Annotated in this window: 2 protein-coding genes and 4 pseudogenes; 4 read left to right on the forward strand and 2 right to left on the reverse strand. The window is 56.7% G+C overall.

Going from position 1 to position 6,465, the window contains the following annotated elements:
• Positions 1-20 precede the first annotated feature (20 nt).
• The 3 genes and pseudogenes from BM348_RS19765 to BM348_RS19775 all read left to right on the forward strand — a co-directional run.
• Positions 21-549, forward strand: a pseudogene (locus BM348_RS19765) (transposase).
• Positions 550-784: 235 nt separating this feature from the next.
• Complete coding sequence (locus tag BM348_RS19770; protein ID WP_092907732.1) at positions 785-1,756, forward strand: C-terminal binding protein; 972 nt, start codon at positions 785-787, stop codon at positions 1,754-1,756.
• A gap of 398 nt (positions 1,757-2,154) precedes the next feature.
• Positions 2,155-2,606: pseudogene (locus tag BM348_RS19775) on the forward strand (transposase); the annotation flags it as partial.
• A gap of 619 nt (positions 2,607-3,225) precedes the next feature.
• Here the strand turns inward: BM348_RS19775 and BM348_RS19780 are convergent.
• On the reverse strand, positions 3,226-4,092 hold the full coding sequence (locus tag BM348_RS19780; protein ID WP_092907723.1) for a fumarylacetoacetate hydrolase family protein: 867 nt from the start codon (positions 4,090-4,092) through the stop codon (positions 3,226-3,228).
• Between the two features lie 98 nt (positions 4,093-4,190).
• Here BM348_RS19780 and xacF point away from each other — a divergent pair.
• Positions 4,191-5,639, forward strand: a pseudogene (xacF, locus tag BM348_RS19785) (2,5-dioxovalerate dehydrogenase).
• 26 nt (positions 5,640-5,665) lie between these two features.
• Here xacF and BM348_RS19790 read toward each other — a convergent pair.
• Positions 5,666-5,977, reverse strand: a pseudogene (locus tag BM348_RS19790) (IS5/IS1182 family transposase); the annotation flags it as partial.
• Between the last annotated feature and the right edge of the window lie 488 nt (positions 5,978-6,465).

The raw sequence follows: 6,465 nt of genomic DNA on the forward strand, positions 1-6,465 counted from the left end.
ATCACTTGTTACAAGAGATAGTGAATCATCTCGACGAGATCTCCGTCGAGGAATTGCATGACGCTCTCGACAATGTGGACCGAAAGAAGTCGAGACAACGGCTCTTACGGCCGTCGCATACAAGAACGGTGTGACACAAACTGAGCTATCCGAGTGGTACGACGTTCAGCGGCGGACGATCTACAGCTGGCTCAATCGACTCGTCGGTGTCGAGTCGCTTGAGCAAGCCGTTTCTGACAAGAAACGAACTGATAGGAAGCGAAAACTCACAGAACTACAGCAAGAAGAATTCGAAGATAATTCGATCGTCGTATTGGATGGAGCGCCGTATTTTCAGGCGTCGACTGTCACGGGCCGCCAGGTCCGTGACGACCTTGCCTTCGTGACGTTACCATCGTATTCGCCGGATCTGAACGCTGTCGAGGAATGCTGGAGACAGCTTCAAGCAGCTCTCAGCAACCGCTTCTTGACTCGCTCGACGAGGTTACGACAGCAATCGACACTGCTCTCGACCAACTCCCTATCCCTAACATGAGCAATTACTTCTAGGTTCTACTATGGAAGAACTCCCAGAGTTTGAGGACAGCCATGTCATCCTCCCGGATCGGCCCGGCCACGGCTACCGAGTCGATTCAGACGCACGCGAGGAGTACGCCGTCTCATTCAACTGATCGTGACTTCACCGGTGCTACAACTGGAGTCCGCTGCGGGTACGGTCCTACTCCCACCCAATATGTCTCGATATTCGATATCCTTTTTAGCCACACAGGAAAAATTGGTAGTGATGACACACACCATACTAGTGACTGACTTTGATTTCTCCGATCTATCGATTGAACGCGATCAATTACCAGATTCCGATGTAGAGATCGTTGAAGGGCAGGCACGGAGTGAAGCGGACTTAGTCGAGACCGTTAAAGAGGTCAAGCCTGACGCGCTGTTGAACCAATATGCACCAGTCACGCGGGCCATCTTTGAGGCCCATTCCGGAATTCAAGCGGTTGGAAGATACGGTATCGGCGTCGATACTGTCGATCTCGATGCGGCGACTGAGCATGGAGTCGTTACGCTCAATGTTCCTGATTATTGCCTCGATGAAGTTCCAACTCACACTATGGCCCTCATTCTTTCGGTAAAGCGGAACACAGCACAGTATACCGCCGAAATCAAATCCGGGACATGGAACTGGACGAATGGGCAACCAATCTACCGTCTCCGCGGCCAGACTCTCGGTCTTGCCGGATTCGGAAAACTTCCTAAGAACTTGGTCGACAAGGCTAAACCATTCGGACTCGAGCCAATCGCCTATGATCCGTATGTGACCGAAGAGGAAATGGCCGAGCACAACGTCGAAAAGGTCTCATTCGACGAACTGCTCGAGCGCTCTGATATTGTGTCGGTTCATACGCCGCTGACCGACGAAACGCGGGAAATGTTTGACACTGAAGCGTTCACTGCGATGGATGAGGACGCGATCATTGTGAATACCTCCCGCGGTTCGACAATTGATGTCGATGCACTCCACGAAGCGCTTGTCAATAGCGAGCTTCGGGGCGCCGGCATCGACGTAATGCCCGATGAACCGCCGGAACACCATCCGCTCTTCGAACTTGATGAGACAGTGATGACACCCCATGTTGCTTGGTATTCAGAGGAATCAATCGGCGATATGCGAGGCACCGTTGCGGAAGACGTCTACCGTGTGCTTGAGGGTGAGACACCGATAAACCCAGTCAACGAAGAGGTCCTCAATTGACATCCTTCTCGCCTGCACCCACGGGCCGTGCCATCAATCCACCTTGATCACGAGTGTCGAGTAGCCGTCCGATGCAAGGTTACTTTCTGATGACGAAGACCTGGCTTGCTTACTTCATGATAGGTTATCTGACTTTCCGGTAAGTCTGAGGCCTTTTCTGTGCTTGAAGGGCGAAATCGGTGGTGAATCCCTATACATGGTGGTCCAGACTTCACCATTTAACCTCTCCCCAGATGGCCGCAAACGAGGGCAGACCAATGCACTCTTCTCCGTGGTTCTGATATCCTACCGAAAGTGCCTTTCATCCGCGGTGCTGGTAACGAGCATAACTCCCGAACCGTCGTTGATTTCATCGCAACCGAGGGGTTTGTTCTGTAGGAGATTGTTGATACTGCTCAGCTATCGCTGTAGAATCGAAGAGAGCAAGGACACCGCGTCAACGGTGTCCGTTGGGCATGATCCCGCTCGATGTGTTATTTGGACAATGCGATTGGACGTGTCTCTTAGGTTCGATCACCGTCCTCGATGATCGCTTTTTCTCTCGGTTTGAGGAGTACGTGACCGCCGATCACGCGAAACATTTCATTCTCGCGTTATGCAAAAGTTCGAAGATAACTTGATTATTGTGTTGGATGGAGCGCCGTATTTTCGAGCGTCGGCCGCCACGGACCTGGCGACCCGTGACGATCTCGAATACGTAACATTCCAGTCATATCCACCTAGCTAAATCCGGTCGAAGAGTGCTGGAGACAACTCCAAGCGGCACTCAGTAATCGCTTCTTTGACTCACCCAACGAACTCACAAGCGGTTGACCAACTCTCGATCCCAAAAGTGAACAATTATTTCTGATACTACTATAGCCGTCTGAGCGATGCCATATCGCCAGACGGCGTCCATTTCCCGGTTGATATGGCCGAATATTACAGTGAGGCCGTCTGAAACTGTCGTCACTCGGCGGCAAAACAAGGCATTCTCTATTCTGGTGCTGCTCCAACCGTTCACCAGAAATCAGCATAGCTCACAGATTGACGTTCGGGAAGTACCAATTATGCGTGCCCGAGGTACGCTGTTTGCCGTTACACAGGTCGAACGTCCAGAGTGGATCACGTCGACGTTACACACTCACTGGATGAGGTTGGTACTGTCATCAGTTGATACGCCCTCAAGGAAGGCACTGCCGTTGATATTTGTGATCGTGTACGTTTCTTTGTTAATACCGATACCGCTGGTGATATCACTGTAATCGTCGCTTCCGGTGCCTGACATCGGACTCTGCGTGCTCGGTGTGCCGTCGCAGCCTTGATCAGCTCCGAATATGCGTAGGTCGGTCAGACAATGTACGATGCACTCAAACTCGCCGGACACGACATCTGGGCCAACACGTCGCGCTCGGAATCATCAAGACCTCGTATGGTCCCCGACTTATCGGCGTACGTGGTTCGGTTCGCCGGCGGTTCCTCGAGGCGACTCATACTTCGACGACCGTGTTCACGAGTTCGCCGATCCCGTCGATTTCGATACGCACCTCGTTGTCCGGTTGGAGCGTGAACCCTTCGTCCGGAACGAGCGACGTTCCCGTGAGCAGAACGCCACTCTGCGGAACGGAATTGTGATCGCACCAGTACTCGACCAGTTCCTCGCACGAGCGGTCCATCTCGCTGGTTGAGGTCTCGCCTTCGTAGAGCGTCTCCCCGTCGCGGCTGATCTCCATCGTCATCGTCAGGTCGTGGGGGTCGCCGACGCTTTCGGCCGACGCGATGCAGGGACCGATCGCACAGCACCTATCGTACACCTTCGCCTGCGGGAGGTAGAGCGGGTTCTCGCCCTCGATCGAGCGGCTGCTCATGTCGTTGCCGACCGTGTAGCCGACGATATCACCGTCGTAGAGGACGATCCCCAGCTCCGGCTCCGGGACGTCCCACTTGGAGTCGCCGCGGATACCGACCGCTTCGTCGGGGCCGACGGTTCGACTCGGCGTCGCCTTGAAGAAGATCTCCGGCCGCTCGGCTTCGTAGACCTGCATGTACATCTCCGCCATCTCGCTTTCGGCCTCGCGAGCTTCCTCGCTGATCTCGTAGGTGACACCGGCCGCCCAGACTTCGTCAGGGACGATCGGAAGCGCGCTGTCATCTAAGGCGTCGCGGTCGACCGTCGGCGCGGTCTCTACGAGCGGTTTCGCGAGTTCGTCGACGGCCGTGTCGGCGACGTCCGCCGCGGCGGCGAGTTTGGTAAATTCGTCGAGACGAGGCTTCACCGCCGTCAGATCGTAGGAAGCATTCCCATCGTCGGCAATCAGTCTATACCCGTCTCCATCAGGAAGACGATGATATCGCATGAGCAGTTAGAGTAGCTTCTGGGTAATAAAATTCCCGTCCGTGGCAGATGTCGGCGTGGCTCTCGTCGAATCACAAAACGTTATCAGACTATTCCCGAATTACGCGCGATGCCGCTGAAAACCGCTTGAATTACGTCGACGGTGAATGGACCGAATCACACACCGGCGAAACGTTCGAAACGACCGACCCAGCGAACCCGGAGGAAGTCGTCGCGACCTATCCGCAGTCCGACGCCGAGGACACGGAGCGCCATCGAGGCGGCCGACGGGGCGAGCGACGACTGGGGAACAACACCCGGCCCCGAGCGCGGACGAATCCTCACCGAGACCGGCTCGCTGCTCGCCGACCGCAAGGACGATCTCACCGAACTGCTCGTCCGCGAGGAGGGCAAGACCTGGAGCGAGGCCGCCGGCGAGGTACGGCGAGCGATCGACATCTTCCACTACTACGGCGCCAAAGCCAGCGACCTCGGCGGTACGGTCAAAAGATCCAGCGCCCGCAACACGAACCTCTACACGAAGAACGAACCGCTCGGCGTCGCCGGACTGATCACGCCCCGGAACTACCTCATCGCCATCCCGGCCTGGAAGATCGCGTCCGCGCTGGCCGTGGGCAATACGATCGTCATCAAGCCGGCAACACTGGCGCCGGGCGTCGTCCACGAGATGGCGTCCGCCCTCGAGGAGGCCGATCTCCCCCACGGAGTCATCAACGTCGTCACCGGCCCGGGCGGCACGGTCGGCGACGCGATCGCGGACCACTCCGCGGTCGACGCCGTCTCCTTCACCGACAGCACGCAGGTCGGGAACGCGGTCTACGACACCGCGACCGAGGATGGCAAGCGCGTCCAGATGGAGATGGTCGGCAAGAACCCCACCCTCGTCACCGACAGCGCGGATGTCGAGGAAGCGGCTGACATCGTCTCTGCGGGCGCGTTCGGCGTCACCGGGCAGGCGTGTACGGCCGCGTCCCGCGCGATCGTCCACGAGGACGTCTACGACGAGTTCGTCGAGGTGATCGTCGAGCGTGCCGAGGCCATCGATCACGGCCACGGGCTGGACGACCCCGGCAAGGGCCCCCACGTCAGCGAGTCGGAACTCGAGACCACCCTCGAGTACGTCGACATCGCCGACGACGAGGGCGCGACCCTCGAGTGCGGCGGGAACGAAGTCGGCCGGGAGGGTTACTTCGTCGAGCCGACCGTCTTCTCCGACGTGGACAACGACATGCGCCTCGCACAGGAAGAGGTCTGCGGACCGGTCCTCACAGTTATCCCGGTCAGCGACTTCGACGAGGGCGTCGCGGTCGCCAACGACGTCGACTTCGGCCTCTCGGCCAGCGTCGTCACGGACGACCACACCGAGGCGAACCGCTTCGTCGAGGAAGTCGAAGCGGGCGTCGTCAAGATCAACGAGAAGACCAGCGGCCTCGAGCTGCATGTCCCCGAGGCGGCATGAAGGACTCCTCGAGCGAGACCTACCTCGAGCAGGGTGACGCCGGGCTGGACTTCTACCAGATCAGCAAGACGGTCTACGACAACTACTAACGGGCTGACGGGGCGCAACGCCGCGCCATCGCAGCATGACCAGATGGCTCGTGCAGCTGCGCCGACAGGCGCAGCAGCACTCGCCAGACAGCCATATAGGTCCTGTCAAACCCCTCACTAGCGTCGAATGATAAGGGAGATCGGCCTTCTGAAGGCCCATCTCCGCCAGTATTTGTATTACTTCGCTCAAGAGATTGAGTGTTTCACGGTAGGATTTCTCTAGGTAAACCCGCAGACAATGTAGCGAAACGACGGCGTAGTCGGCGAATCCGCACCCCACCAACAGCACTTTTAGCTAACGTCACGATCTTTTCAGTGAAGCGGGAAATTTTGGACATGAATCATCCGCCGTTTCCCGCTTCAACTCCCTAGTTGTGACGGTTCAACTCGATGCTATCTGGCGATCACCAGCACCAATGCAATCGAACGTGATTCCGGAGCGCCGACTGAACCGCGTTCAGTCGACTGTACGGCGACGTCGGAAGGATTGTGCCCAATTGCCGGGTGCGAATTCGTCTCGCTTCGTCGATTTTTCAATCACACAACGAGAATCGTAACCGCAACTCGCCGAAGCCCCTCGAATACGCCCACATAGCGCTTGAACCATCGAAATCCATCCATGTCATGAATTTCAACATTATATCCAACTGGATATTAGATACACGAAAAATTAAAGAAGGAGAAGGAGAGACGGAATTGTGATGTTCAATAATACAGTACTGCAACTCGGTGGACAGGCACCACTTGTCTCGCTCGTAGCGGGCATTGTGGTAATCGTACTCATGCTGGTCATCCTCGACCTCCCGGCGTTCGTTTCGCTCGTCGT

The organism is Halostagnicola kamekurae, from assembly GCF_900116205.1.
Lineage (GTDB): Archaea > Halobacteriota > Halobacteria > Halobacteriales > Natrialbaceae > Halostagnicola > Halostagnicola kamekurae.

Bases quoted from the DNA above. Each gene is read 5' to 3' on its own strand.
- BM348_RS19780 (WP_092907723.1), bottom strand. From the start codon at position 4,092: ATGCGATATCATCGTCTTCCTGATGGAGACGGGTATAGACTGATTGCC.
- BM348_RS19770 (WP_092907732.1), top strand. From the start codon at position 785: ATGACACACACCATACTAGTGACTGACTTTGATTTCTCCGATCTATCG.